Raw genomic sequence first — 25557 nt, forward strand, 5'->3', positions numbered from 1 at the left:
TTACTTGTCCTTCTTGGGCTCGTCGTCTTCAACGACCTCGGCGTCGACCACGTCTTCGTCAGACGCGGCGTCCTGGGGAGCGTCGGTCGGTGCGTCGCTCGCAGCGGCTGCATCGGCCTGGCTCGAGGCGTAGATAGCCTCGCCCAGCTTGCCCTGGCTCTCGTTGAGCTTGTCGAACGCGACCTTCACGGCCTCGTCGTTGTCTTCGCCGGCAAGCGCCGTCTTGAGCTCGTCGACATCGGCCTGAACACTCGTCTTGACGTCTTCGGGCAGCTTGTCTTCGTTCTCTTTGATGAGCTTGTCGATCGAGTAGGCGAGCTGCTCGGCGTTGTTGCGCACCTCGGCGGCCTCGCGGCGCTTCTTGTCTTCGGCGGCGTGCTCTTCACCCTCGCGAACCATGCGGGCGATGTCGTCCTTCGACAGGCTGGAACCGCCCGTGATCGTCATCGACTGCTCCTTGCCGGTGCCCTTGTCCTTGGCGGACACGTGCACGATGCCGTTGGCGTCGATGTCGAAGGTGACCTCGACCTGCGGGATGCCGCGCGGAGCCGGCGCGATGCCGGTCAGCTCGAACGTTCCGAGGTTCTTGTTGTCGCGGGTGAACTGGCGCTCGCCCTGGAAGACCTGGATCGCGACGGACGGCTGGTTGTCGTCTGCGGTGGTGAAGGTCTCACTGCGCTTGGTGGGGATGGCCGTGTTGCGCTCGATGAGCGTGGTCATCATGCCACCCTTGGTCTCGATACCGAGGCTCAGCGGGGTGACGTCGATGAGCAGAACGTCCTTGCGCTCACCCTTCAGCACACCGGCCTGCAGAGCGGCGCCGACGGCGACGACCTCATCGGGGTTGACGCCCTTGTTGGGCTCCTTGCCGCCCGTGAGCTTCTTGACCAGCTCGACGACGGCGGGCATACGGGTCGATCCACCGACGAGCACCACGTGTGCGATGTCGTTGACCGAGACGCCGGCCTCGCGGATGACGTCTTCGAACGGCTTCTTGGTGCGGTCGAGCAGGTCGCTCGTGAGCTCCTCGAACTTGGCGCGGCTGAGCGTCTCGTCGAGGTTGGCAGGGCCGTTCTCGGTGAGCGACAGGTACGGAAGCTGGATGCTGGTCGAGGTCGACGAAGACAGTTCCTTCTTCGCCTGCTCCGCGGCCTCCTTGAGGCGCTGCTTGGCGATCTTGTCACCGGACACGTCGACGCCGGTGGCGTCTTTGAAGCGCTTGATCAGGTAGTCGACGACGCGCTGGTCCCAGTCGTCTCCACCGAGACGGTTGTCACCCGAGGTCGAGCGCACCTGGATCGTGGAGAAGTCGTCGTCCTTACCGACTTCGAGCAGCGACACGTCGAACGTTCCGCCACCGAGGTCGAAGACCAGGATGAGCTCGTCTTCCTTGCCCTTGTCGAGGCCGTAGGCCAGAGCGGCCGCCGTGGGCTCGTTGATGATGCGCAGCACGTTGAGGCCCGCAATCTCACCGGCCTCCTTCGTGGCCTGGCGCTCGGCGTCGTTGAAATACGCCGGAACGGTGATGACCGCGTCGGTGACCGTGTCACCGAGGTAGCTCTCGGCGTCGCGCTTGAGCTTGGCGAGGATACGGGCCGACAGCTCCTGCGGGGTGTAGGGCTTGCCGTCGATGTCGACGGTCCAGTTGGTGCCCACGTGACGCTTCACCGAAGAGATGGTGCGGTCGACGTTGGTCACGGCCTGGCGCTTCGCGGTCTCACCGACGAGCACCTCGCCGTCCTTGGTGAAAGCGACCACCGAGGGAGTCGTGCGGAAGCCTTCCGCGTTGGCGATGACGGTGGGTTCTCCACCTTCGAGGACCGCGACCACCGAGTTGGTGGTACCGAGGTCGATTCCTACTGCACGAGCCATGTGAGTGATTTCTCCTTGTTTGCTGGCGGGACCGAAAAGATAAGTTCGCACAAGGGTTGAGCCTTGTTGACTCAAGCTTGCCAGCGGGCGAAATCGATGTCAAGTCCTCACAGCTAAAGTTGAGCTAGGTCGACTCAACTTCGTCGCGGATGCGAGAAGGCTGCGCGAGGCGCGCATCTCGCGCGGCGAACACCGCCCCGTCGACGACCCGCGACGGATGCGAGGCGAGGGCGATCACCTCGACGGATCCGTCGACGACGGGGGGCACGAGCGAACCGAGCACGCCGAGGTAGCCGTCGAGCACAACCACCTCGGCTCCGACGGTCGCGGCCGACGCGTCGATTGCGCGAGCGAGCGCATCCATCGTCGTTTGCAGCGTCTCTGCGACTCCCTCCTGCCCGTCCGCGAGCGCCCTGAGAAAAGCCGACAGGGCTTCTCTCGGGTAGCGGTCGACGAGCTGCGCGGCGTCGTCCTCAGCCAGCACCCCCGCTCTCGTCAGGAGACTCGACAGCGCACTGACCTCGCCGAGCGTCTGCATCTCTCCCTCGGAGCCCGGTACGGGTATACGAGCGACATCCGCCTCACCCGGCGACCCGGAGTTCAGTGGCTCGCCTCCGACGAGGATCGCGCCGACGACGCGGCGTTCTCCGCCGAAGTAGAGCAGGGTGCGCTCGCCGACGCGGTCGCGCAGTTCGCCTCGAGCGAGCCCCAGGGCGGCCGCGGTGCTGTCACGCGCGAGCTCGACCATGGCTCCACCGCATGCGCCGGACTGCAGCTGCTCGCGCGCGCACGTCGCCAGATCGACATCGTTCCACTCGAGCGACTCCGACCGGGCCACGGACGTACCGCACGGTGAGATGACCCCGGGAACCGCGATGGTGATCGCCGTCAGGGTGCGGTGCGGGTCTGTCGACTCGACGATCCACTCGATCGCGGCCCGCAGCATCCGCATTGCCGTCGCCGTATCGCCGCCGCGCAGATCGGCCCTGTCGGCGTAGCTGCCCAGGTGATCACCGCCCACCGTGGCCGTCTTCGCCTGCACGCCGTCGACATCCACTCGCAGCCCTGCTACCACCCAGGCATCACCCGATAGCGACAACGAGTGGGTGGGCCGACCGAGACGCGACTGTGTTCCGGCAAGACCCTCGGTCACCAGATCGAGCGCCTTCAACTCGCCGATCATGCCGGTGAGAGTCGACAGCCCGAGCAGCGACGACGCCGCGATCTGTGCACGCGACGACGGTCCGTGATCGCGCAGATAGCGCAGGACGAGGGCGAGATTGTGCTCGCGAAGATCTGCCGTGTCTCCCCCGCGCCCCCGGTCGAAGAGGCCCCCCCGGTGCCGATTCATGCCCATAACCTTAGCCCCGAAGGTGTCGGCCCCGACATGATTCACCGAGCGTGCACGCGTTGTCTCCTGCCTCGACGCCTCGCGCGGCTACTGTGTGATCATGACTCAGAATTCCGGCGGCGCAGCCGGTGGCTCCGCCGACAATGCAACCGATTCCGGCGACGCGTCGGCACCACCCCGCATGCCTGTGGCCGCCAACACCGGCGCCGCTCTGGCGGTGGGACTGGATCTGCAAGTCACGCCCGTTCCGGCGAGGCAGGTGCGCTCGTGGGCGCTCTGGGACTGGGCGACCCAGCCGTACAACTCGGTCATCCTGACGTTCATCTTCACGGCTCTCTACCTGACGACCGACGTCTTCCTCCCTGCCGACGTCGCGTCGCTTCCCGACGACGCGCCCGCCAAGGTCGCGGGCCTCGCCGACCTCGCCAGCGGGTTCGGCTTCGCCATCTTCCTCGCGGGACTCGTCATTCTCGTTCTGGCCCCTGTTCTCGGCCAGCGCGCCGATCGCGCCGGAAGCCGCAAGGCGGGTCTGCTGCTCTACACGATTCTTCTCGTCGCGAGTATGGGCGCTCTCTTCTTCGTGCAGGGGCAACCGAGCTACTTCGTGCTCGGAGCCGCCCTCGTGGCGATCGGCAGCGTCTTCAGCGAACTCGCCGGCGTGAACTACAACGCCATGCTCGTGCAGGTGTCGACGAAGAAGACGATCGGCCGGGTCAGCGGACTCGGCTGGGGACTCGGCTACATCGGCGGAATCGTGGCGCTCGTGCTCGTCGTCGTCGCGTACAGCGCCGACTGGTTCGGGCTCCCCCAGGAAGACGGACTCCCGTTCCGCATCGTCGCGGTCGGCTGCGCCATCTGGACGATCATCTTCGCCATCCCGATCTTCGTGTTCGTGCCAGAGCTGCCGGCGGTGCGGTCGGTCGGCCCCAAGGTCGGCTTCTTCGCCAGCTACGCCGTTCTGGTGAAGGACATCGCCCAGCTCTATCGAGAGAGCCGGCACACCTTCTGGTTCCTGGTGGCCAGCGCCGTGTACCGCGATGGTCTCGCGGGCGTCTTCGCTTTCGGTGCCATCATCGCCTCGGGTACCTTCGGCTTCAAGTTCCTCGAGGTCGTCGCGTTCGGAATCGCCGCCAACCTCGTCGCGGGCGTGAGCACGATCATCTCGGGCCGCTTCGACGACCGCTTCGGACCGCGCGCCGTCATCCTGTTCTCGCTCGTCGGCCTCGTCGTGGCCGGAACGGGTGTGTTCGCGCTGCACGACGCCGGCAAGATCGTGTTCTGGATCGGTGGCCTGGCGCTCTGTCTGTTCGTGGGCCCAGCTCAGACCGCGTCACGCTCGCTGCTCGCCCGGGTGTCTCCGGCAGGCCGCGAGGGCGAGATCTTCGGCCTCTACGCCACGACGGGCCGAGCGGCGAGCTTCATCTCGCCCGGGCTCTGGTCGCTGTTCATCGCGATCGCGGGAGCGCAGTACTGGGGCATCCTGGGCATCGTGCTCGTCGTCGCGGTCGGCCTCGTGCTGATGCTCTTCGTGAAGCTGCCCGACCTGCGCGCCGGGGCCGTCGCGGAGTAGCCGGCCCGGGGCATCCGCGCCCGTACGGGCCATCTGCGCCCGGTCGACGGGCAGGCCCGCCTGAAATGTCGCAGATGGCGACACGGGGGCCGCTCGCACTGGCCACATGCGTCATCTCACCTCGCTCCTCCCGGGTGGCTGTGATGTGAGGTGACGCGAATGGCGAGGCGCCGTCACGCCAAGGCCGCCATTCACGTCACTTCACACGGCCAGCTCGCGGCCCCGTGCCTGTGGAGAACGGTCGACGCCGTGAGACGTCTTGGACGAAGCTAAGCGGATGCCGAACGCCTCACCCCTGCCTGATGAACTTCGCGGTGGCCCCTTCTCGGTCAGCGATGCGCGGATTCGGGGCGTGACCCGGAGCAGACTCCGCGCATCCGACCTCTACGCCCCCTTTCACGGCGTTCGGCTGCCATCAACATCGATGAGCCTGCGGCAACGATGCATGGCGTGGCAGTCCATCGCTCCGGCCGACTCATACGTCAGTCACTCCACCGCCGCGCTCCTGTTCGGATGCCCCTTGCCGCGGCGACTCGAGACAGCTGAAGTCATTCACGTGACCGTGGTGCGGCCCCGCCGCCCGCCCCGAGCGCGCGGCGTTGTCGGCCACTCCATCGGCCCGGACAACGGCACGCAAATCGACTCCCGCGGGCTCCGGATGTCCACCGCGGAGCAGACCTGGCTCGGTCTCGCGACGCAACTGGACTTCCTCGACCTCGTGGCGGCGGGAGACTACCTTCTGCGCGGATTTCGTCAGCCCGACGGCACACGACGTCCTTTCACGACGGTCCAACGCCTGCGCGATGCAGCAGCAGCTCACCCAGGACGCCGTCACCGCGCGACCATCGATCAAGCCCTCGACGCCATCCGCGAGAGGGTCGACTCACCCAAGGAAACAGAACTGCGACTGCTTCTGCAGAAGGCGGGGTTTCCCGAGCTGGTCGTCAATGAACCCGTTCGAGACGACACGGGTCGGGTTCTCGCATGCCCCGATCTGCGCGTTTGCGGCTACAACCTCGGCATCGAGTACAAGGGGTTCGTGCACGCGACGAACCAGGATGCGTGGGAGAACGACATCCGGCGACAACGCAGACTCGACGACATCGACTGGAAGACGATCGACGTCATGCGCTCGGATCTGAGGCAGCCGCACCACATCATTCTCGTGATCGAACGCGAACTGCAGAAGCGAGGCTGGACGGGCAGCTCGACGTGGCCCGGCCTGCACTACGAGCGAGAGCCCTAGGGAACCAGCACCCACAGCCAGATCAGCAGCATCGTCACCACGAAGCCGCATACGAAGTTGAACGTCAGGAATCGGCGCCAGCCAGTGTTCGCGCGCTCCGCGTCCTCGTCGGCGATCGACCAGTACGGCAGAACGCTCAGCGCGTAGGGCAGAACCAGCACGCTGCCCAACGGGCCGGGCCACGTGGTGAAGAGCATCAGCACACCGCCGAGGAGATACGCCACGAAGGCGATGCGCACCGTGGCTGCACCGCCGATGACGGTGGCGATCGACGAGATGCCGCCCTCTCTGTCGGCGACGATGTCCTGCACCGCTCCGAACGCATGGCTGGCCACGCCCCACAGAAAGAAGGCTGCCAACACGGCCCAGAGGGCGGGCGTGAGCGCGGCCCCGGCCAGCACGAGACCGTAGACGGCCGGGCTCACGAAGTGCGTGCTCGAGGTGAGCGAGTCCACGAACGGGCGCTCCTTGAACCGCAGCTTCGGAGCGCTGTAGGCGAGCACCGCGAAGAGGCTCACGGCCAACACCAGCCACGACAGCGGCGAGCCCACCGCGACGAGGAACACGACGAACGGCACATTCGTGATCACGACCGCCCACAGCGTGATGCGATGCAGCGACTTGTCGAGCACGGCGCCCTCGACACCGCCCTTGCGCGGATTGCGCATGTCGGACTCGTAATCGAAGACGTCGTTGATGCCGTACATCGCCAGGTTGTAGGGAATCAGGAAGTACAGCGTGCCCAGCACGAATACGAGATCGACCTCGCGCGTGACCAGCAGATAGCCGGCGGCGAACGGGAACGCCGTGTTGACCCAGGACAGGGGCCTCGATGAGAGCAGCAGCTGGCGGATCATGCGCGGCTCTCGCGTTCTCGGGCGGGCAGCAGCATCCAGAGCGACGGCAGGAGGATCGCGGCAGCCACCGCATACGCGAAGTCTTCGAGTGGCGCGATGCCGATGAATGCGCCCGAGATGAGCGAGGGCTCGTATCCGACGAGCCCCACGCCGATCATCACGTTGTCGAAGACCGCGGTCATCACGAGCAGAACGCCGAGGGTGATCGCGATCGCGACCCAGGGCCTCGTGCTCCGGATGCGCACGGCTGCGCCGATCGCGACAAGCGCGACGACCGCGAGGAAGATCGCGTTGAGGGTCCAGTAATTCACGAGCGCACCGCCGCGCTGCGCGTGGAATCGGCGGTCACGCGCTCCCGCGTCAGGAAACCGAACAGATTCATGGCGAGGTAGCAGAGCAGGGTCAGAAAGAACAGTTCCTCGACCGGCAGCTCGGGGGCCAGCTGCAGACCCGTCATGAACGAGGTCTCACCGCGGAAGAAGATGCCGAAGCCGATGCCCGCCAGATCCCATGCGATGAAGAACACCAGACCCGCAGCCAGAACGATGGATGCCCGTCGCGCGTCACGAAAGAAGAAGAGCGTGAAGCGTCGGTCGAGCACCACCATGCCCGTGATCGAAACGAGGAGCGCGAGCAGGTAGAGCAGGCCCATCAGTCGCCGGGCTCCGCCACAACGGCGGTGTCGGTCGACGCCTCGGCCGACGTGTCGATCGGATATGGCAGCGGGGCGATGTCTGCTGTCCCGCCTGCGGGCTCCGCCAGGGCGCCCGTCGACGTGTCGCCGCGCAACCGCTTGATCACGAGCTCCGCGCTGATCAGACACATGGGCAGCCCGATTCCGGGGATCGTGGAGCCACCGGCGTAGACCAGGCCATCGACCTTCTTCGACACGTTGCCGGCGCGGAAGAACGCGCTCTGTCCGAGCGTGTGCGCCGGGCCCAGGGCCGTGCCCTTCCACGAGTTGAGGTCGTCGACGAAGTCGGCGGGGCCCATGGTGCGTCGCACCACGATGCGCTCGGCGAGGTCGGAGACACCGGCCCACTCGGCCACCTGTGCGATCGCGGCGTCGGCGATCTTCTCGACCCTCGCATCCCCCTGGCCATCTTCGCCACCGTGGCCTATGCCGGGGTCGGCGGGGATCGGAACGAGGATGAAGATGTTCTCGTGCCCCTCGGGAGCGACACCGCTGTCGGTAGCGCTCGGTCGGCATACGTAGATCGACGCGGGCTCGGGAACCGAGGTCGGGCCCTTCGGACCGAACCGGCCGAACTTGCTCGCGCCGAAGATCTTGCCGAAGTCGCCCTTCCAGTCTTTCGTGAAGAACAGCGAGTGGTGCGCCAGCTCGGGAAGCTCACCGGTGACGCCGAGATAAACGAGCACGGCGCTGGGGCCGGCGGTCTTCTTCTGCCAGTACGACTCGGGGTAGGTCTGCAACTCGGGCAGCAGCATGGTGGTCTCGACGTGGCGAAGGTCGGCCGTGGCCACGACGAGGTCCGCCTCGAGCTCGTGCGCCCGGCCCTCTTCGTCGAGGTAGTGCACGCCGCCTACACGGCTGCGATCGGATGCGCGTGGCGCGGCCGCGGGTGCCTTCGCGTCGGCGCTGGCCGTCGGCGTACCGGAGCCGCTCGATGCCGCTGCCGCACCGTTGCCGTGCGCATCCACCTCGCCCGCGAGAACGCGACGCAACTCGTCGCGGTCGATCACATTCGTGTCGAACTCGGTCGTCTCATAGTCGTAGACGCTCTTCTCCGGCTCCGGCGCGCGGAGGGAGGGATCGAGCTCGAGCACGATGCGGGTGACGGTCGCTCCGGTGTGGATCTCTACGCCCGCCTCTCGGGCGATATTCGCGATGCTCGCGATCACCTGGCCGAACCCGCCCTGGGGGTACAGCACGCCGTCGTTCATGTCGAGGTGGCTCATCAGGTGGTACATGCTCGGAGCGGCATACGGTGACGATCCGAGGAAGACGGCGGGGTAGCCGAGAATCTGCTGCAGCTTCGGGTCGCGCACCGCGCGCCCGGCGAAGCTGGCCAGCGTCTCGGTGAGGAGGCGCACGAGCCGCGGCGTGCGGGAGACCACGGGGCCCACAGCGAGGGGCTTCAGATCTTCGAAGGTGGAGTAGAGGAAGTACTTCTTGGCGAGTTCGTAGGTCTCGGCGGCGGAGTCGAGGTAGCCGGCCATCTTCACACCGGCGCCGGGCTCGATCGACTCGAACAATTCGAGGTTGGCGTCGAGATCGCTGCGGATGTCGACCGTGGTCTCCTCGCCCTCGAAAAAGACCCGGTAGCCGGGGTCGAGGCGGGTGAGATCGAGCTGCTCGGCCGCCGAGGTGCCCATGAGCTTGTAGAAGTGGTCGAAGACCTCGGGCATCAGATACCACGATGGGCCCGTATCGAACGTGAAGCCGTCCTTCTTCCAGACCCCCGCTCGGCCTCCGACGGAGGGCTGCTTCTCGAGCACGGTGACCGAGTAGCCCTCGCGAGCGAGAAGCGCGGCACTCGCCAGTCCGCTGATCCCGGCGCCGATCACGATGGCGCGTCCGGGTGCGCCCGGCGTATCAGTACTTCCACCGGCGGCGTTCAAGGCAGTCACACGTGCTCCTTCGGTAGACGACCCGCTGCTGCAAGGGCCGCGATTCGCATCTTAACGGGGTTGGGCACGCGGATGCGGGTGGTCACCAGCACGGAGGCCGGAGTTTCGCGGAGGCGGCCGGTGAGTTCGGCGAAGAGTCCCTGCGCGAGCACGACCGCGCGGCGGGACGACGACGGCAGGAGCGTGAGCGTGCTGCACGCGATGTCGAGATCGTTCTGGATGTCGTCGATGATGGCGCTCTTCTGCGCCTCGGTGAACGAGTCGACGTCGACACCGGGAAAGTAGCTGCGACCGAGCGCGGTGAAGTCGGCGGCGAGGTCACGCAGGAAGTTGATCTTCTGGAAGGCGGCCCCGAGATGGCGGGCGCCGTCGACGAGCCGCTCGTCGTCTGCCGCGGAGTAGCGGTGGCCGACGAGGAAGGCCTTGAGGCACATCAGCCCCACCACTTCGGCCGAGCCGTAGACGTAGCGCTCGAACGACTCCGGGGTGTGCGCGGTCTGGCTCAGATCGGCGCGCATCGAGGCGTAGAACGGCGCGGTCAACTCCTCGCCGAATCCCGTCTCCCGGGCGGTCATCGCGAAGGCGTGCACCACCAGGTTGGTACTGAACCCGCAGCGCATCGCCTCGTTGGTCTCGGCCTCGAGCGTGTCGAGTTGAGACCGGATGGCATCCGCCTCGAGACAGGCCTCGGCGGCGACGCCATCGACCACTTCGTCGGCGAGCCGCACAAGGGCGTAGATGTTCTCGACGTGCTGACGCACGGGCGGCGACAGGAGCTTGGAGGCGAGACCGAACGAGGTGGAGTATCGCCGGATGACGACTGCCGATGCCTCCATGGCGACGCGGTCGTACAACGAGCGTTCCTTGCTCATTTGACCCGTTCCAGCACGGTCGACACGAAGCCGCGGAACTCGGCACGAACGGAGTCGGGGAGAGATGAAGAGGCCAGGTGCTCCCACGCTCGATTGGCGAAGTCGCTGGCCAGAGCCTCGGCGTAGCGTCGAGCGCCGCTGGATTCGAGCAGAGCCCTGATGCGCTCCGCCCCCTGCTCGTCGAGGTCGGGGTCGCCGAAGACCGGCTCGATCTCGGACCACTGCTCGGTGGTCGCGGCGTAGGCGATCAGAACGGTGCGCTTGCCCTCGCGGAGGTCTCCGAGTGTGGACTTTCCGGTGTCGCCCTCGTCTCCGAAGACGCCGAGGAGATCGTCGACGATCTGATAGGCGATGCCGAGATTGCGGCCGAACGAGCCGAGCGCCTCGACGGCGGCATCGTCTGCTCCTGCCAACACCGCCCCGGCCTGCAGCGGAGTCTCGAAAGAGTAGACCGCCGTCTTGAGCCGCTCCATGTCGACGATGTCATCGACGGACGGCGGCTCGGGATGAAGGGAGAAATCGACGTCGAGCAGTTCGCCCGCGGCTGAGGCGAACATGGCCTCGTCGAGGATCTCGTGCAGGCGCTCACGAAGCTCGCCGCCGACGCCGCTGCGGTCGAGCAGGCGGAACGCGTTGAAGAGAGCGAGGTCGCCGGCGATGACGGCCACCGAGAGCCCACGGTGTTCCGCGGTGGGAATGGGGATTCCTGCGGTCTGGGCGAGATCCCGGTAGCTGCCCGAGACGTTGGGACCACCTCGTCGGATGAAGTCGCGGTCGATCACGTCGTCGTGCACGATGAGTGCGGTGTGCAGCAGCTCGAAGGCCGCTCCCACGTAAGCGGCTGTCTCGGAGTCGGTTCCTCCGAACGATTCGTACGCCGCCAGCACCATCGACGGCCGGAACCTCTTGCCACCGGCGGAGTTCTTCTCGAGCGTCTCCCAGAGGGTGACGTAGCGGGGGCCGATACCTGAAGCGCGCGACTTTGCGAGCCCGAAGAAACGGTCGAGAACCGCGTCGACATGCTGCCGTCGCCGCTGGGTCACCACCACGAGATCATGCGTATCCACAGTCCGAGGCTAACTCACGAGACTGTCTAAGTAATCCGCCGCGACCGGGGGATTGCAGAATGATCGGCTGCCTGCTCGAAGAATCCGCGCCAAATCAGTCAGTCGGCTGACTATTCTCTCGTTCTGGCAGAATGAGGCCATGTCTTCTCGCGAACAGGTGGTTCTCCTTTCTGAGGAGGGAACACCGATCGGAACGGCCGACAAGGCCACGGTGCACACAACAGACACGGCGCTGCACCTGGCGTTCTCGTGTCATGTCTTCGACGCGCGAGGACGCATTCTCGTGACGCGACGCTCGCTCGCCAAGGTGGCGTGGCCCGGCGTCTGGACCAACTCTTTCTGCGGCCATCCCGCTCCCGCAGAGGAGATGACCGACGCCGTCGCACGCCGGGCGGAACGCGAGCTCGGTATCACTCTCGACAGTGTGAGCCTGGTGTTGCCCGACTTCCGCTACCGGGCGACCGACGCATCCGGCATCGTCGAATACGAGATCTGCCCGGTCTTCACGGCCACGACGAGCGACGAGGTCGCCGGCAGCCCCGACGAGGTCGCCGAGTGGAACTGGGTCGACCCCGAGTCACTGCGCTCGGCCGTGTCGAGCACCCCGTGGGCGTTCAGCCCGTGGCTCACACTGCAGCTGCCTCTGCTCAGCGAAAGCAAGACGGCCGCTTCAGCGCGGTGACAATCTCCGAAAACTTATGCCGTTCGGGGCATTCATCTCGCTCGCGCCGGTAGACTGGAGCTCCACACGGCCGCTTGCGACCGGGCGCGAACCGTTCCCCGGCTTGAACCTCTGAGGGAGCCGCAATGATCACCTCTCTCGTCGGCTTCGCCCTCGCCGGGCTGCTTCTGCCCATCCTCACCACCCGCTTCGGCCCGCGGATGTTCGTGGTCGCGGCCGCCGTTCCCGCCGCAGTCTTCGTCTGGCTGCTCTTCCAGGTCCCCGCGGTGACGCGAGGCGAGACCCCGACCGAACTGCACCCCTGGGTTCCGCAACTCGATCTCGCCTTCGCCTTCCGACTCGACGCTCTCTCGCTCACGATGGCTCTCATCGTCACCGGTGTCGGTGCGCTCGTCGTGCTCTACTGCGCCCGCTACTTCCGCCGCGGCGAAGACGGTCTCGGCCGGTTCAGCGGAGTGCTGCTCGCCTTCGCCGGCGCCATGTTCGGTCTCGTCGTCAGCGACGACATCTACGTGCTCTTCATGTTCTGGGAGGCGACCACCGTCTTCTCCTATCTGCTCATCGGGCAGTACACGGCGAAGCGCAAGAGCCGCGGCGCCGCGCTCCAGGCGCTGCTGGTGACCACGGCCGGTGGGCTCGCCATGCTGGTGGGCGTCGTCATCCTGGCCGTCGAGTCGGGCACCACCCGGGTGTCGCAGATCGTCGCCGACCCGCCCCAGGCATCCGGTCTCGTCACGGTCGCCGTTCTTCTCGTGCTCCTCGGCGCTCTCTCCAAGTCGGCTCAGGTGCCCCTGCACTTCTGGCTGCCCTCGGCTATGGCCGCGCCGACACCGGTCAGCGCGTATCTGCACGCGGCGGCGATGGTGAAGGCCGGCATCTTCCTCATCGCACTGCTCGTTCCCGCGTTCGGCGACACCCCCGGCTGGAGGCCGGTCCTCGTGGCAGTCGGCGTCCTGACCATGCTGGTCGGCGGCTGGCGCGCGCTCCGTCAGCACGACCTCAAGCTTTTGCTCGCCTACGGAACGGTCAGCCAGCTCGGCTTCCTCACCGTGGTCGTGGGCTACGGCACCCGCAACGCGGCCCTGGCCGGCATCACGCTCATCACGGGCCACGCGCTCTTCAAGGCCACGCTGTTCCTCGTCGTGGGCATCATCGACAACCGCCTCGGCACGCGCGACCTGCGCAAGATCAGCGGACTCGGTCGACAGGCACCCCTCCTGGCCGTCGTCGCCACTCTGGCCGCGGCATCGATGGCCGGGCTGCCGCCCCTGCTCGGTTTCGTCGCCAAAGAAGCGGTCTTCACCGCTCTGCTCGAAGACGCAGAGCACGGTGCCCCGCTCGGGTTCGTCGCCCTGATCGGTGTCGCCCTCGGATCCGTGCTCACCGTCGCCTACACAGCCCGTTTCATCTGGGGCGCGTTCGCGCGAAAGCCCGGCGTCGAGCCGGCGGAGTTCGTGCACGAGCACGTCGACTTCCTCGTCTCGCCGGCCATCCTGGCCCTGGTCAGCCTGGCTCTCGGCATCGCGTCGCCCCTGCTCGATCCCCTGTTCGGCCGTTACGCCGACTCCGTCGCCCCGCTCAGCGGTGAGGCGCTCGCCGCCAGCAGGGCGGCGACGACCGCCGGCGACACGGTCGCGATTCCGGATGCGGCCCACCTGGCCTTGTGGCACGGTGTCGAGCCGGCTCTCGGCATCTCGGCCGTCACCCTCGTGCTGGGGCTCGCGCTCTTCGCGGCACGCACGCGCGTCTCCGCTGTGCAGAGCCGCGTACCCTCGTGGATCGACTCCGCCCGCGGCTACAGCCGGGTCGTGCACCTCGTCGACCGGGCCGCCGTGCGACTGACCCGACTGACCCAGACCGGGTCGCTCCCCATCTACGTCGCGACGATCCTCGTCGTGCTGGTGGCCGCGGTGGGAACCGCGCTCGCGCTCGTCGGCGAGCTGCCCGGGTCGTTCAGGCCGTGGGACTCCCCCGCGCAACTGCCCATCGCGATCGTCATGGGCGTCGCCACGATCGCTGCCGCTCGTGCCCACAAGCGCTTCATGGCCGTGGTCCTGGTGGGCGTCACCGGCTATGGCATGGCCGCTCTCTTCGCACTGCAGGGTGCGGCAGACCTCGCCCTCACCCAGGCTCTGGTCGAGACCGTCACGCTGGTGACCTTCGTTCTCGTACTGCGCCGACTGCCCTCGGCCATCGGCCAGGATCACGGTCGCCGGCATCGCATCGTGCGTGCCGTCATCGGGGTAGGCGTCGGCATCGTGATGTCCGTCGTCGCCGTCGTCGCTCTCGGCTCGCGCATCGCCGAACCCATCTCGCTGCAATTCCCCGAGCTCGCCTACGAGGGCGGGCACGGCCGCAATGTCGTGAACGTGCTGCTCGTCGACATCCGCGGATGGGACACCCTCGGCGAGATGAGCGTGCTCGTCGTGGCCGCCACCGGTGTGGCCAGTCTCGTGTTCCTGTCTCGCCGCAGCAGCGACATGCCGAGGCTCGGCCCCGAGACCGAGCGACCGCGCTGGTTCGCTCGCCGCACACGCATGGCCGAGGCGCCGATCGAGGCGACCGCGAGCGCCGGCGCCACCCCCGACGGAGCCGCCCCGTCGCAGGAGAAGGGCAACCAGCGCACCCCCTGGCTGCTCGCGGGTAAGACGCTCGCGCCCGAGAACAGGTCGATCATTCTCGAGGTCGTCGTGCGGTTGCTGTTCCACTCGGCCATCGTCGTGTCGGTCTACCTGCTGTTCGCCGGCCACAACATCCCCGGCGGCGGTTTCGCGGGAGGCCTCGTCGCGGGGCTCGCCTTCGTCGCCCGTTACCTTGCAGCCGGGCGCTTCGAACTCGGCGAGGCCGCGCCCATCGATGCCGGAAAGCTGCTCGGCTTCGGTGTACTCTTCGCGGGCGGCACCGCACTCGTGCCGATCTTCTTCGGCGTCGACGCGCTCACCTCGACGTGGTTCGAGGCCGAGCTGCCGGTGATCGGCCACATCGAGTTCGTCACCTCGACACTGTTCGACATCGGCGTCTACCTCGTCGTCGTCGGTCTCGCACTCGACATCCTCCGCAGCCTCGGTGCCGAGATCGACAGGCAGCAAGAAGAAGACCACGGCGACGAGAGCTCGCCCGACGATGGCATTCCCGGTGCCCACGAGGTGAACACTCTGAGCCACACGCCCCACGAGCCCACCCCCGATACGCCGGCCGCCACCGAAACCGATGCCGAGAACGCCACCGAGAGGAGCCCCCGATGAGCGCCTCCCTGGTTCTGATCCTGCTCATGGCCGTGCTGTACGCCGGCGGGGTCTATCTGCTGCTCGGGCGCAGCATGACCCGCATGCTGCTCGGCTTCCTGTTGGTGGGCAACGCGACCAATCTGCTCATCCTGATCATCGCGGGGCCGGCGGGCGTCGCCCCGATCGTGGCCGACGGAGTCGAGCCATCCGAGATGCACGACCCTCTGCCAGAAGCACTCATCCTGACCGCGATCGTCATCACCTTCGGTGTCTCCGCCTTCTTGCTCGCCCTCATCTACCGCTCGTGGCGCATCGCGCGGGCCGACGTCATCACGAGTGACGAGGCCGACGTGGCCGTGGGCGGCGCCGACAGTTCGATGGATGACGAGGAAAGCAACGAGGCCGAAGACGGCTCGGGCGAAGACACCGAATTCGAAGGGCGAGCGGAGGCGAAGACCTCGTGAGTGCTCTGATGAATTCGCTCATTCCGCTCGTCGTCCTGCTTCCCCTCATCGGAGCCGCCGGCGCGCTCGTCGCGGGACGCCGGCCGAGACTGCAGGTCACGTTCTCGATCACCGTGCTGTCACTCGTCGTGCTCACGAGCGCCGCGCTCGTCTATCTCACCGATCAGACCGGCGGCCACGCGGTCGAGGTGGGCGGCTGGTCGGCTCCCTTCGGAATCGTGCTGGTGGTCGACAGGCTCTCGGCCCTCATGCTGCTGATCTCATCGATCGTGCTGCTCTGCGTTCTCGTGTTCTCGGTGGGCCAGGGCATGGCCGACGGCGACCGCGAGACTCCCGTGTCGATCTATCACCCGAGCTATCTGATCCTGGCGGCGGGCGTCTTCAACGCCTTCATCGCGGGCGACCTGTTCAACCTCTACGTCAGCTTCGAGATCCTGCTCGTGGCGAGCTACGTGCTCCTCACGCTGGGTGGAACGCAGGCGCGCATCAAGGCCGGCATCACGTACATCATCGTGAGTCTCGTGTCGTCGATGCTGTTCCTCGCCTCGATCGCAATGATCTACGGCGCGACCGGAACCGTGAACATCGCCCAGCTGTCGGTGCGCCTCGGCGAGCTGCCCGCCGACATCCAGCTGGTGCTTCAGATCATGCTGCTCGTGGCCTTCGGCATCAAGGCGGCCGTCTTCCCCCTGTCGTTCTGGCTGCCCGACTCGTATCCCACCGCCCCTGCTCCGGTCACCGCCGTGTTCGCGGGCCTGCTCACCAAGGTCGGCGTCTACGCGATCATCCGCACGGAGACGATCCTGTTTCCCGGCAACACGCTTCAGACGGTGCTGCTCGTCGTCGCGCTGCTGACACTGGTGATCGGCATCCTGGGCGCCGTCGCGCAATCAGACATCAAGCGGATGCTGTCGTTCACGCTGGTCAGCCACATCGGTTACATGATCTTCGGCATCGCGATCGGAACCGTCGCCGGCATGGGCGCGACGATCTACTACGTGATCCACCACATCACCGTGCAGACCACCCTCTTCCTGGCAACGGGACTCGTCGAGCGGCAGGGCGGAACAACGGCACTCAACCGACTCGGAGGCCTGCTCAAGGCATCGCCGGTCATCGCCGTGCTGTTCTTCATTCCGGCCCTCAACCTCGGCGGCATTCCGCCCTTCTCGGGCTTCATCGGCAAGCTGGGATTGTTCGAGGCGGGAGCGCAAGCACCGTCGCCGCTCATCTGGGTGCTGATCGGTGCGGGGGCACTCACCTCGCTGCTGACCCTCTACGCGCTCATGCGAGCGTGGAGCCTGGCGTTCTGGCGACCGAAGCGCGAGGCACACGAAGAGGAGTCGCCGGCGCTCGATCGCATCGAGGAGGCGCCGGAGGAGACTTCGGACGTGCAGGAGACGAAGGCGTCGCCGCGCATCATGATCGGGGCGACCGTGGCCATGGTCACGGTGAGCGTCGCCCTCACCGTATTCGCGGGGCCCCTGTACTCGATGGCGACTCGCGCGGCCGAGAATCTCGAGCAGCCCACCGACTACATCTCACTGGTCTTCCCCGAGGGAGGCGTGTCGTGAGCGGCGTTCGTGGATCGATCTGGCGGCAGGTCCCGCTGCTGATCTGGCTCGTGGTGCTCTGGCTCTTCCTATGGGACCAGGTGTCGGTGCTCAGCATCGTCACGGGCCTCGTGCTCGCCCTGCTCATCACTCGTGTGTTCTACCTGCCGCCCGTCGAACTGCCCGACAGGATCCACCCCCTGGGACTCGTCGTCTTCATCGGGCACTTCGTCTTCGACCTGGTGCGCGCATCGTTCCAGGTGGCGTGGCTGGCCGTCGATCCGCGCCGTGTGCCCACGAGTTCCATCGTCGCTGTGCAGCTGTCGACCAAGTCCGACCTGAGCCTCACGCTCACCGCGCTGGCCGTCTCGCTCGTGCCCGGTTCGCTGATCGTCGAGGCCGACCGGCAGGACGACATCCTGTATCTGCACGTTCTCGGCACAGAGACAGCAGACGACGTGGAGAAGGCCCGAGCCAACGTGATCGCAGTGGAAGAGCGCATCGTGCGGGCGATCGGCTCTCGCGACGACGTACGCCGCGTCAACATGTCGCGGGCCGAACGGTCGCTCGGGCCGATCGTGTCAGGACGACGCCAGCGAGCGTGGGAAGAGCGGCACCCGGTCATTCCGGTCGAGCAGTACCCGAGCGAGGGAGGCTATCCAGAATGAACATCATCGTCTACATCGCCGGCGCCCTGTTCGCCGTAGCGGCCCTGTTCGCTGTTGTGCGCATCTGGCGCGGACCCTCGATCCTCGACCGCATGGTCGCCGCCGACATGCTGCTCTCGACGCTCATCTGCGTGCTGGGAGCAGAGATGGTCTACAACCACCACACGCGAACGCTGCCCGTCGCCCTGGTTCTGGCGATGTTCGCCTTCGTCGGTTCGGTGAGCGTCGCCCGCTTCGCGACGAAGCAGAAAGACGCCGAGACGAACAAGACCAACGAGGGAACATCGCCCTTGGATCCCTCGCTCGACGAGCTGGCGGGAGGCGAGAAATGACCGTCGACGAGTGGTTCGAATTGGCCGCCTCGGTGTGCCTGCTCATCGGAGCGCTGCTGAGCCTCGCGGCCGGCGTCGGGCTCCTGCGGTTTCCCGACGCGCTCTCTCGCATGCACGCGGCCACCAAGCCGCAGATCGCGGGCCTGGCGTTCATCCTGCTCGCCGTGGGCCTGGATCAGCGAAACTGGGCCACCGTCTCGACCCTGTTCCTGGTGATGCTGTTCCAGATGCTCACGGCCCCCGTGGCCGCGCACATGATCGGTCGGGCCGTCTACCGCACCCGCCACCTTCGACGCGAGCTGCTGCTCACCGACGAGCTGGCCGACGTGGTCGACCGGGCCAGCCACGACCTGGCGACCGACCCGGCGAACCGACCCGAGTAGCCGCCTCGAGTAGCCGCCTCGTCGAACGACCCGCCGCCGCGTCAGAAGTCGGTGTGCCCCAGCTGCGGCGAGGCGACGAAGCGCGCCACGTTGCGGGCCGCGCCGTGCAGTTCGAACAGCACGAGCTCGTTGCGACCCTCGCGAACGAGGGCGCCGGGAACGTAGAGAGTGGTCCCCGGCCCGCGGCTCCAGTAGCGGCCCAGGTTGAAGCCGTTCACGAACGCCTGCCCCTTGCCCCACCCCTCGGTGCTCAGGAACAGGTCACGGCCGGCCGGCGCAGCGAAGCCGCCACGCACGAACGAGGGTCCGGCCACCGCCTCTGCCGACTCAAAAGGCGCGTAGAGGTCCGTCGCTCCCGACACCACGGTGTCGAAGCCGAGCTCGAGCACGCTCCAGCCTCTGACCTCCTCGCCGCTGATCGATACTCCCCCGATGAGGCCCTTGTGCTCGCCGATGCGGGGGCCGTAGTTCACTCGACCCTGGTCCTCGACGAGGATCGAGAGCGAAGCCGCGCCTGAAGAGGCGGGCAGGCTGAGGCTGACGTCATGGTGGTCTCGCTGCAGCACACCCACCGGGTCGCGGTCGATGAACACCTGCGCCCTGTCACGCACCTCGCCGACCGTGAGCACCCGACCCGCCGACGACTCGGCAGCCGCGACCGCGTCGAGCTCGGCGGTGTACAGTGCGAAACCCCTGAACTGCGCCCGCTCGTCCATGGTGGGCAGGGCGTCGACCGCCACTGTCTCGCCGAGTCGGCCGGCGGCATCCCACAGCGACACCCGCTCGTCGAGCACGACCTCGATCTCGGCGGCAGGCCCGCCTACCTCGGGAACCTCGTCGGGAACAGGGGCGTAGCGAGAGATGACCTCGCGGAACGCCCAGAACTTGGCTCCGGGATCCCCGGACTCCGTGAGCGGAGCGTCGTAGTCGTAGCTCGTGACCGTGGGCTGGAAGACGCCCTTGTCATTCGCGCCGTTCGTGAAGCCGAAGTTGGTGCCGCCATGGAACATGTAGATGTTCACCGACGCGCCGGCCGCCAGCAGAGCGTCGAGCTCGCGCGCCGAATCCTGGGCGTCGGTCACGTGGTGGTGCGCGCCCCAGTGGTCGAACCACCCGTCCCAGAACTCGGCGCACATCAACGGGCCGGTCTTCTGGTGCGAGCGCAGGGTGGCGAGTCGCTCGGCCGCGCGAGAACCGAAAGACCCCGTCTTGTGCAGTTCGGGCAGGCTGCCGTCGGCGAGCATCTGGTCGGTGGGCTGATCGATGGTGGTGAACGGCACGGTGATGCCGCCCGCCCGCGTCAGATCGACCAGCTTTCTGAGGTAGCTCTTGTCATCGCCGTACGCGCCGTATTCGTTCTCGATCTGCATGAGGATCACGGGCCCGCCCCGATCGATCTGGCGTGAGGCCACGATCGGCAGCAGCTCGGCGAAGTACTCGGAGACCGCAGCCATGTACAGCGGCTCGTCGCGGCGCACGCCCACGGCGGGGTCGCTGAACAGCCAGCCGGGGAATCCGCCGTTGTCCCACTCGGCACAGATGAACGGGCCGGGACGAACGATCGCGTACATGCCCTCGGCCGCCACGAGGTCGAGGAAACGGCCCAGGTCGAGTCCGCCGCTCGTGTCGAACGTGCCCCGGGTCGGCGAGTGTTCGTTCCACGCCACGTAGGTCTCGATCGTGTTGAGGCCCATGAGCTTGGCCTTGTGGATGCGATCGGCCCAGTAGTCGGGGTGCACTCGGAAGTAATGCAGCGCGCCCGCGAGGACGCGGAACGGCTCACCGTCGAGAAGAAAGTCGGCGTCGCCGATGCGGAAGTCAGGCATTGTCGTTCCCCCAGGTCGAGGTCGTCAGCGAAGGTCGAGCAGTGGCGAACCGCACGATCGACCACGACAGTGCGGGCAGAATCGCCTTCGCCCTGCCGTCGTCGACCGTCACGATGCCGAGGTCGAGCGCGAGCACGGCATCCGGGTCGGCCTGCGTATTGCTCGCGTGCCGGTCGCGGCCTGTCGGCACGCCGAGCGTGCGCTCGTACAGAACGGATGCGATGGGCGCGCCCTCGACGTCGATCGACACCTCGAGGGGGTCGGTCGTCGAGCGGTTCACGAGAAGCAGGGTCATCTCGTCTGCCTCGGTCAGCGCGATCACGTCGAGTAGCGAGACGTCTCCGTACTTCGACGTGTGCTGCCGATCCGAATGCACCCGTGTGCTCACCACGTCGCCGGTCGCGAAGCGTGCTGTCAGAGCGAACGGATGGAAGGTGGTCTGTCGCCAGGCGGGCCCGTTCGGCTCCGATCGGATGGGGGCGATTACGTTCACGAGCTGGGCGAGATTGGCCATGCTCACCACGTCGGAGTTGCGCAACAACGACATGAGCAGGCTGCCCACCACGACGGCATCGGTCACGGTGTACTCGTCTTCGATGATGCGCGGGTGATTCTTCCAGTCGCCGGCGAAGAGCGGCGGCTTGTCCACCTCGTTGAAGCGTGTCTGGTTCCAAACATTCCACTCGTCGACGCTGATGCCGATCGTGCGCTCGGAGCCGTGCGCGTCGAGGGTGTCGCGGATGATGTCGGCCACCGTGCGGATGTAGCGATCGAGTCCGACGCCCGATGCCAAGAAACTCTCGAGATCGCCGTTCTCCTCGTAATAGGCGTGCAGCGAGATATGGTCGAAGACGTCGATGCCGTGCTCGAGCACCGTCTTCTCCCACGTGCCGAAAGTGGGCATGTCGGCGTTCGAGCTCCCCGCGGCGACGAGCTCGATCGTCGGGTCGATCCACTTCATGACCCGGCCGGTCTCGGCGGCGAGCCGGCCGTACTCATCCGCCGTCTTGTGGCCGATCTGCCACGGCCCGTCCATCTCGTTGCCGAGGCACCAGAGCGTGATGCCGAAAGGCTCGTCGCGACCGTTGCCACGGCGCTGTTCGGCGAGCGTCGTGCCGGAGGGGTGGTTGCTGTATTCGAGAAGCGAGGCTGCCTCTTCTATGCCGCGGGTACCGAGGTTGACCGCATTCATGACCTCCACGCCGGCCGTCTCGGCCCACTCGGCGAACTCGTGCAGGCCCACCTGGTTGCTTTCGACGCTGTGCCAGGCCACCTCGAGCCGCGTGGGTCGTTCTGAGACCGGCCCCACGCTGTCTTCCCAACGGAACCCCGAGACGAAGTTGCCCCCGGGGTACCGGATGACGGTGGCCCCGAGTTCGCGCACCAACTCGAGCACGTCGCCTCGGAACCCCTGCTCGTTCGCCGTGGGATGACCCGGCTCGTAGATTCCGGTGTAGACGGCGCGGCCCATGTGCTCGACGAAGGAGCCGAACAGGCGGGGCGACACCGGGGCGATGATGTCGGACGGGGTGACGGTGACGCGGGCGTGGGCCACGGAGGATTCTCTTTCGGGTGTGCGTGAAGACGGCCCCCGCCAGCGCACTGACGGGGGCCGCAGGACGAGGAGCTAGTTACCGGTCTTGACGGTGAAGCCCTGTTCGTTTCCGTAGTCGGCCGTGGCCTTCTGCCACGCCTCGAGTCCGGTGTTCAGGTCGGACTTGTCGGCGTAGGACTTGCCGACGGTGTCGTTGAAGATGCTGTTCGAGTAGACCTGGAAGGGCAGGTACTGCCATCCCTTCACGACGTCTTTCGACGACTGCACCAGAACCTGGTTGATCTTCTGACCACCGAAGTAGGGGCTCTCGTAGTTCAGGAACGAGTCGTTGTTGAGGTCGGCGACGGTAGAGGGGAAGCCGCCCTTGGCGATCGACGTCTGCGTTCCGTCGCCCTCGTTCATGTACTGCAGGAACCCGGCTGCGGCGAGCTTGTTCTTGCTCTGCTTCAGGATCGCGTCGCCGCCTCCGCCGTTCTCGGCGCTGGCTGCCTGTCCCTTCTCCCACGTGGGCATGGGGGCTACGCGCCAGTCGCCGGAGGCCTGTGCGACGCCCGACTCGAGGTTTCCGGGCATCCAGGCACCGATGGTGAGGGTCGCGATGCTGCCATCGCCGAGTCCCTTGTACCACTCGTCGCTCCACGAGGTGATGGGCGAGACGAGTCCGCCCTCGACGAGCTGGCTCCAGGTGTCGGCGAACTTCTTCGAGCCCTCATCCTGCAGGTTGATCGAGACATCGGTCGACTTCTCGGTCTTGTACGGCTGGCCGCCCGCCTGCCAGATCATGCTCGTGGTGAAGCCCGCGTCGCCGGTGTCGTTGGTGATGTACTTCGTAGGGTCTGCGGCGTGCAGCTGCTTGGCCGCGGCGACGTACTCATCCCACGTGGTCGGCACGGCGATGCCGTACTGGTCGAAGACGGCCTTGTTGTAGAACAGCGCCATAGGGCCGGAGTCCTGCGGGAGGGCGTAGACGCCGTCGTTCAGGCTGACCGAGTTCCAGGTGCTGTCGGTGTATTTGTCGGCGAAGGAGTCGAATCCGAAGCCCTTCAGATCGACGAGCGAGTCGCTGAGTGCGAACTGGGGCAGGGCGTAGTACTCGATCTGGGCGACGTCGGGCGCACCCGATCCGGCCTTGATCGCGTTCTGCAGCTTCACGTACTGGTCGTTGCCGGTTCCGGCGTTGACGACCTTGACCGTGATCTTCGGGTGTTCCTTCTCGAAGTCCTTGGCGATCTGCTCGACGGCCGGGGCCCAGGCCCAGACGGTGATCGTCGTCTCGGTGTCGAGAGCCTTGGCGATGTCGTCGGCGTTGCCGGTCTCGGCGCTGCCGCCAGCCGAAGAGCAGGCCGAGAGGGCGAGGCCCAGGGCGAGGACGCCCGTGAGGGCGGCGGCGCCCCTACGGAGGCGTCGTGTGCTGCGAATCTTCATGATGTGCCTTTCACTTCCTTGTGTGTTGAACAGGTGATGCGGGGGATGGGACGAGTAGGTGGATCACGCCTTGACGCTTCCGGCGGTGAGACCCGACTGCCAGTACTTCTGCAGGAACAGGAACGCCACGATGATCGGAACGATCGTGAGCAGCGATCCCGTGACGACCAGGTTGTAGATGGCGTCACCGCCGACCGTCTGCGACTGCTGGTTCCACTGGTTCAGCCCGACCGTGAGCGGGTACCAGGTGGGCTCGGACAGCATGATCAGGGGCAGGAAGTAGTTGTTCCACGTCGCCACCACGGTGAACAGCAGAACCGTGACGATGCCCGGGGTCAGTAGGCGCAGTGAGATGGTGAAGAACGTGCGCATCTCGCCGGCCCCATCCATGCGCGCCGCCTCGAGCACCTCGGTCGGCACCGCGTCGAGGGCGTAGGTCCAGATCAGGTAGAGGCCGAACGGGCTGATCAGCGAGGGCAGGATGATCGACCACGGCGTGTTGGTCAGGCCCAGCTGGCTGAACATCAGGAAGGTCGGAACCGCCAGGGCCGTGCCCGGGATGGCGACGGCGCCGAGGACGACGGCGAAGACGAGCTTCTTGCCGGGGAAGTTGAACTTGGCGAGCCCGTAGCCGCCGAGAGCGGCGAGCAGGGTGGCTCCGCCGGCGCCCACCACCACGTACAGCAGTGTGTTGCCGAACCAGCGCACGAACTCGCCGTTGCCGTAGGTGAGGGTCTGCGAGATGTTGTCGAACAGCGAGAAGTCTCCGCTGAACCAGAGACCGAACGAGCTGAGCAGCTCGGACTGGGTCTTGGTCGAGCTGACGAACAGCCAGAACAGCGGGAAGAGCGCGTACACGACCATGACGGCCATGACGATGGTGAGCAGGATAGACCGGCGCTGGTGAACGCCTCGGCCCTTGAGCGAACGCGTGTGCCTCGTCGCTCGCGACGACGTTCGTTTGCCCGGTCGGGAGTCTGCTGACGGGACGGAGATCGTGGCCTGGGTCATCTCAGACCTCCTTTCGCGAGCCGCGGTTTTGCACGACGAGTGCGATCACGGCGGTGGCGACGCCCATGACGATGGCGATGGTGGCCGCGTAGTTGTACTGCTGGCCCGAGAACGACAGGTTGTAGGCGTACATGTTGGGCGTGAACGAGGTGACGATGGTGTTCTTCGCCAGAGGCTTCAGGATGTTCGGCTCGTTGAAGAGCTGGAAGCTGCCGATGATCGAGAAGATGGTTCCGATCACGATGGCTGGCCTGAGGGCGGGCAGCTTGATGTTGCGGATGATGCGCAGGTGGTTGGCGCCGTCGAGCTCCGCCGCCTCGTAGAGATCGGTCGGGATGACTCGGAGAGCCGCATAGAAGAGCAGCATGTTGTAGCCGACGAACTCCCACGTGACGATGTTGCCGATCGAGGCCAGCACCCATTCGTTCGAGAGCGGGTCGGGCAGCGAGATCCCGAAGAAGTCGTTGATGTTGGCGACGAGACCGAAGCGGATCCCGTACATGAATCCCCACATGAGCGTCGCCACGACGGCAGGCACCGCGTAGGGCAGGAAGATGCCGATGCGGAAGAACGCCGGGAAGTGCAGACGCGCACTGTCGATCGCGAGGGCGGCGAACAACGCGAGCAGCAGCATGATGGGAACCTGCACCACGAGGAAGATCGACACCCGACCGAGCGACTCCCAGAACTTGGAGTCGCCGAGCACCTGGATGTAGTTCGCGAACCCCACGAAGGAGTTGCCGCCGACGAGCTGGTCTTTGAAGAAGCTCAGGTAGATCGAGTAGACGACCGGGGCTACCAGCACGAACGCGAAGATGAGCATGAACGGGCCGATGAACTTCCAGCCTGTCCAATCGCGCTTCGCCTTCTGCGAGGCCGAGCCTCGGCCCAGCCGGGGCGCGACCGCCCGGGGCGGATCCTGTGACACCGTCGTCATTTCACATTCTCATTCTTCTCTTGAGTCTCGCGTCGGGGGGTGAGCGCTCATCCGCTAGGTCAGATGT

At 66.4% G+C, this 25557-nt stretch carries 22 protein-coding genes; 9 read left to right on the forward strand and 13 right to left on the reverse strand.

The window, feature by feature from the left end; genetic code table 11:
- Both dnaK and ASE64_RS08825 read right to left on the reverse strand, forming a co-directional pair.
- Complete coding sequence (gene dnaK, locus ASE64_RS08820; RefSeq protein ID WP_055778905.1) at nucleotides 1–1872, reverse strand: molecular chaperone DnaK; 1872 nt, start codon at nucleotides 1870–1872, stop codon at nucleotides 1–3.
- A gap of 124 nt (nucleotides 1873–1996) precedes the next feature.
- Nucleotides 1997–3223 carry an ROK family protein gene (locus ASE64_RS08825; RefSeq protein WP_156351735.1) on the reverse strand — a complete coding sequence of 409 codons (1227 nt, stop codon included), beginning with the start codon at nucleotides 3221–3223 and terminating at the stop codon, nucleotides 1997–1999.
- Nucleotides 3224–3323: 100 nt separating this feature from the next.
- Here ASE64_RS08825 and ASE64_RS08830 point away from each other — a divergent pair, with 100 nt between their 5' ends.
- A complete protein-coding gene (locus ASE64_RS08830; RefSeq protein ID WP_326939398.1) occupies nucleotides 3324–4793 on the forward strand; it encodes an MFS transporter in 1470 nt (489 codons plus the stop codon).
- Nucleotides 4794–5238: 445 nt separating this feature from the next.
- A complete protein-coding gene (locus tag ASE64_RS08835) occupies nucleotides 5239–6039 on the forward strand; it encodes a hypothetical protein (RefSeq protein ID WP_055778911.1) in 801 nt (266 codons plus the stop codon).
- Here ASE64_RS08835 and ASE64_RS08840 read toward each other — a convergent pair.
- From ASE64_RS08840 to ASE64_RS08865, 6 genes are read right to left on the reverse strand one after another with little or no spacing between them, the layout of a single operon-like run.
- Nucleotides 6036–6896: a prenyltransferase gene (locus ASE64_RS08840; protein ID WP_055778914.1), complete on the reverse strand. Its 861-nt coding sequence runs from the start codon at nucleotides 6894–6896 to the stop codon at nucleotides 6036–6038. The genes ASE64_RS08835 and ASE64_RS08840 overlap by 4 nt on opposite strands.
- Nucleotides 6893–7207 (reverse strand): lycopene cyclase domain-containing protein, encoded by a 315-nt coding sequence (locus ASE64_RS08845; protein ID WP_055778917.1) that lies wholly within the window; start codon nucleotides 7205–7207, stop codon nucleotides 6893–6895. Before ASE64_RS08845 ends, ASE64_RS08840 begins: the two co-directional genes overlap by 4 nt.
- The gene (locus tag ASE64_RS08850; RefSeq protein WP_055778919.1) at nucleotides 7204–7548 is read right to left on the reverse strand and encodes a lycopene cyclase domain-containing protein; all 345 of its coding nucleotides are present in this window, start codon (nucleotides 7546–7548) and stop codon (nucleotides 7204–7206) included. Before ASE64_RS08850 ends, ASE64_RS08845 begins: the two co-directional genes overlap by 4 nt.
- Nucleotides 7548–9488 carry a phytoene desaturase family protein gene (crtI, locus tag ASE64_RS17415; protein WP_162234556.1) on the reverse strand — a complete coding sequence of 647 codons (1941 nt, stop codon included), beginning with the start codon at nucleotides 9486–9488 and terminating at the stop codon, nucleotides 7548–7550. The genes ASE64_RS08850 and crtI overlap by 1 nt, the downstream gene beginning before the upstream one ends.
- Nucleotides 9485–10360 (reverse strand): phytoene/squalene synthase family protein, encoded by an 876-nt coding sequence (locus ASE64_RS17420; RefSeq protein WP_055778924.1) that lies wholly within the window; start codon nucleotides 10358–10360, stop codon nucleotides 9485–9487. Before ASE64_RS17420 ends, crtI begins: the two co-directional genes overlap by 4 nt.
- Nucleotides 10357–11427, reverse strand: coding sequence for a polyprenyl synthetase family protein (locus ASE64_RS08865; RefSeq protein WP_082466027.1), 1071 nt, complete (start codon nucleotides 11425–11427; stop codon nucleotides 10357–10359). The genes ASE64_RS17420 and ASE64_RS08865 overlap by 4 nt, the downstream gene beginning before the upstream one ends.
- A gap of 139 nt (nucleotides 11428–11566) precedes the next feature.
- On the opposite strand from ASE64_RS08865, the gene idi reads away from it, so the two are divergent.
- The 7 genes from idi (at nucleotide 11567) to mnhG (ending at nucleotide 18736) form a co-directional block, all read left to right on the forward strand.
- Nucleotides 11567–12109 carry an isopentenyl-diphosphate Delta-isomerase gene (idi, locus tag ASE64_RS08870; protein WP_055778927.1) on the forward strand — a complete coding sequence of 181 codons (543 nt, stop codon included), beginning with the start codon at nucleotides 11567–11569 and terminating at the stop codon, nucleotides 12107–12109.
- A 125-nt stretch (nucleotides 12110–12234) separates the two neighbouring features.
- Nucleotides 12235–15354 carry a Na+/H+ antiporter subunit A gene (locus ASE64_RS08875; RefSeq protein WP_082466029.1) on the forward strand — a complete coding sequence of 1040 codons (3120 nt, stop codon included), beginning with the start codon at nucleotides 12235–12237 and terminating at the stop codon, nucleotides 15352–15354.
- Nucleotides 15351–15800, forward strand: a complete 450-nt coding sequence (locus ASE64_RS08880) for a Na(+)/H(+) antiporter subunit C (protein WP_055778930.1) — start codon at nucleotides 15351–15353, stop codon at nucleotides 15798–15800. The genes ASE64_RS08875 and ASE64_RS08880 overlap by 4 nt, the downstream gene beginning before the upstream one ends.
- A gap of 8 nt (nucleotides 15801–15808) precedes the next feature.
- Nucleotides 15809–17374, forward strand: a complete 1566-nt coding sequence (locus ASE64_RS08885) for a Na+/H+ antiporter subunit D (protein ID WP_055779877.1) — start codon at nucleotides 15809–15811, stop codon at nucleotides 17372–17374.
- Entirely contained in the window at nucleotides 17371–18021 is a 651-nt protein-coding gene (locus ASE64_RS08890; protein WP_162234557.1) for a Na+/H+ antiporter subunit E, read from the forward strand. The genes ASE64_RS08885 and ASE64_RS08890 overlap by 4 nt, the downstream gene beginning before the upstream one ends.
- Nucleotides 18018–18353, forward strand: a complete 336-nt coding sequence (locus ASE64_RS08895) for a monovalent cation/H+ antiporter complex subunit F (RefSeq protein WP_082466031.1) — start codon at nucleotides 18018–18020, stop codon at nucleotides 18351–18353. The genes ASE64_RS08890 and ASE64_RS08895 overlap by 4 nt, the downstream gene beginning before the upstream one ends.
- Complete coding sequence (mnhG, locus tag ASE64_RS08900; RefSeq protein WP_055778942.1) at nucleotides 18350–18736, forward strand: monovalent cation/H(+) antiporter subunit G; 387 nt, start codon at nucleotides 18350–18352, stop codon at nucleotides 18734–18736. Before ASE64_RS08895 ends, mnhG begins: the two co-directional genes overlap by 4 nt.
- A gap of 41 nt (nucleotides 18737–18777) precedes the next feature.
- Here the strand turns inward: mnhG and ASE64_RS08905 are convergent, their stop codons facing one another.
- The 5 genes from ASE64_RS08905 to ASE64_RS08925 all read right to left on the reverse strand — a co-directional run bounded on the left by ASE64_RS08905 (nucleotide 18778) and on the right by ASE64_RS08925 (nucleotide 25490).
- Nucleotides 18778–20562, reverse strand: a complete 1785-nt coding sequence (locus tag ASE64_RS08905; protein ID WP_055778945.1) for a glycoside hydrolase family 35 protein — start codon at nucleotides 20560–20562, stop codon at nucleotides 18778–18780.
- Complete coding sequence (arfA, locus tag ASE64_RS08910; protein WP_055778947.1) at nucleotides 20555–22117, reverse strand: arabinosylfuranosidase ArfA; 1563 nt, start codon at nucleotides 22115–22117, stop codon at nucleotides 20555–20557. Before arfA ends, ASE64_RS08905 begins: the two co-directional genes overlap by 8 nt.
- A 72-nt stretch (nucleotides 22118–22189) precedes the next feature.
- Nucleotides 22190–23542: an ABC transporter substrate-binding protein gene (locus ASE64_RS08915; protein ID WP_104280390.1), complete on the reverse strand. Its 1353-nt coding sequence runs from the start codon at nucleotides 23540–23542 to the stop codon at nucleotides 22190–22192.
- 63 nt (nucleotides 23543–23605) lie between these two features.
- The gene (locus ASE64_RS08920) at nucleotides 23606–24553 is read right to left on the reverse strand and encodes a carbohydrate ABC transporter permease (RefSeq protein ID WP_055778950.1); all 948 of its coding nucleotides are present in this window, start codon (nucleotides 24551–24553) and stop codon (nucleotides 23606–23608) included.
- A 1-nt stretch (nucleotide 24554) separates the two neighbouring features.
- Nucleotides 24555–25490, reverse strand: coding sequence for a carbohydrate ABC transporter permease (locus ASE64_RS08925; protein ID WP_055778953.1), 936 nt, complete (start codon nucleotides 25488–25490; stop codon nucleotides 24555–24557).
- Nucleotides 25491–25557 lie beyond the last annotated feature (67 nt).

Origin of the sequence: Agreia sp. Leaf210 (genome assembly GCF_001421485.1) — a bacterium.
Taxonomy (GTDB): Bacteria; Actinomycetota; Actinomycetes; order Actinomycetales; family Microbacteriaceae; genus Agreia.

Bases quoted from the DNA above. Each gene is read 5' to 3' on its own strand.
- dnaK (WP_055778905.1), bottom strand. From the start codon at position 1,872: ATGGCTCGTGCAGTAGGAATCGACCTCGGTACCACCAACTCGGTGGTC.
- ASE64_RS08825 (WP_156351735.1), bottom strand. From the start codon at position 3,223: ATGAATCGGCACCGGGGGGGCCTCTTCGACCGGGGGCGCGGGGGAGAC.
- ASE64_RS08830 (WP_326939398.1), top strand. From the start codon at position 3,324: ATGACTCAGAATTCCGGCGGCGCAGCCGGTGGCTCCGCCGACAATGCA.
- ASE64_RS08835 (WP_055778911.1), top strand. From the start codon at position 5,239: ATGGCGTGGCAGTCCATCGCTCCGGCCGACTCATACGTCAGTCACTCC.
- ASE64_RS08840 (WP_055778914.1), bottom strand. From the start codon at position 6,896: ATGATCCGCCAGCTGCTGCTCTCATCGAGGCCCCTGTCCTGGGTCAAC.
- ASE64_RS08850 (WP_055778919.1), bottom strand. From the start codon at position 7,548: ATGGGCCTGCTCTACCTGCTCGCGCTCCTCGTTTCGATCACGGGCATG.
- ASE64_RS17420 (WP_055778924.1), bottom strand. From the start codon at position 10,360: ATGAGCAAGGAACGCTCGTTGTACGACCGCGTCGCCATGGAGGCATCG.
- idi (WP_055778927.1), top strand. From the start codon at position 11,567: ATGTCTTCTCGCGAACAGGTGGTTCTCCTTTCTGAGGAGGGAACACCG.
- ASE64_RS08875 (WP_082466029.1), top strand. From the start codon at position 12,235: ATGATCACCTCTCTCGTCGGCTTCGCCCTCGCCGGGCTGCTTCTGCCC.
- ASE64_RS08880 (WP_055778930.1), top strand. From the start codon at position 15,351: ATGAGCGCCTCCCTGGTTCTGATCCTGCTCATGGCCGTGCTGTACGCC.
- ASE64_RS08885 (WP_055779877.1), top strand. From the start codon at position 15,809: ATGAATTCGCTCATTCCGCTCGTCGTCCTGCTTCCCCTCATCGGAGCC.
- ASE64_RS08895 (WP_082466031.1), top strand. From the start codon at position 18,018: ATGAACATCATCGTCTACATCGCCGGCGCCCTGTTCGCCGTAGCGGCC.
- mnhG (WP_055778942.1), top strand. From the start codon at position 18,350: ATGACCGTCGACGAGTGGTTCGAATTGGCCGCCTCGGTGTGCCTGCTC.
- ASE64_RS08905 (WP_055778945.1), bottom strand. From the start codon at position 20,562: ATGCCTGACTTCCGCATCGGCGACGCCGACTTTCTTCTCGACGGTGAG.
- ASE64_RS08915 (WP_104280390.1), bottom strand. From the start codon at position 23,542: ATGAAGATTCGCAGCACACGACGCCTCCGTAGGGGCGCCGCCGCCCTC.
- ASE64_RS08920 (WP_055778950.1), bottom strand. From the start codon at position 24,553: ATGACCCAGGCCACGATCTCCGTCCCGTCAGCAGACTCCCGACCGGGC.
- ASE64_RS08925 (WP_055778953.1), bottom strand. From the start codon at position 25,490: ATGACGACGGTGTCACAGGATCCGCCCCGGGCGGTCGCGCCCCGGCTG.